A 650-nucleotide genomic window follows, 5' to 3' on the forward strand; every position below is an offset into this window, starting at 1 on the left:
CTCACGCTCGTCGAGCTCGCCACGACCGAGGACCCCGACGACCCCGCGACCGTGCGGCGGCTGCTCGACGCCGTCGACCACCGCGCGGACCTGCTCGCGGTCCTGCGCGCCCTCACGGAGGCCGACGCGTCGGCGGCCGGGCCGGCGGCCTGGAGCGCGTGGCGCGGCACGCTCGTCGACGACCTGGTCGCGCGGGCCGGTCGTGCGCTGGCGGGTACCCTGGGACGTCCGTGACCCCCGAAGCGTGAGGACCGCCCGGTGTTCGCCACCCTGTCCGACCGACTGACGTCGACCTTCAAGAACCTGCGCACCAAGGGCCGTCTGTCCGAGGCGGACATCGACGCGACGGTGCGCGAGATCCGCCGCGCCCTGCTCGACGCGGACGTCGCCGTGCCGGTCGTCCGGTCCTTCACCGGGGCGGTGCGCGAGCGCGCGCTGTCGGCCGAGGTGTCCGGGGCGCTCAACCCCGCGCAGCAGGTCGTCAAGATCGTCAACGAGGAGCTCGTCGCGATCCTCGGCGGCCAGAACCGGCCGCTCGCGATGGCGAAGCGCCCGCCGACCGTCATCCTGCTCGCGGGCCTGCAGGGTGCGGGCAAGACGACGCTCGCGGGCAAGCTCGCGCTGCACCTCAAGAACGAGGGCCACACGCC

1 protein-coding gene and 1 pseudogene are annotated in these 650 nt (G+C 74.6%); both read left to right on the top strand.

The window, feature by feature from the left end:
- Positions 1-234, top strand: a pseudogene (locus CBZ_RS06635) (phosphohydrolase); the annotation flags it as partial.
- A 24-nt stretch (positions 235-258) separates the two neighbouring features.
- Positions 259-650 (top strand): signal recognition particle receptor subunit alpha (locus tag CBZ_RS06640; protein WP_174768639.1); only part of this gene is annotated, 392 nt, incomplete at its 3' end.

Source organism: Cellulomonas biazotea (genome assembly GCF_004306155.1).
Lineage (GTDB): Bacteria > Actinomycetota > Actinomycetes > Actinomycetales > Cellulomonadaceae > Cellulomonas > Cellulomonas biazotea.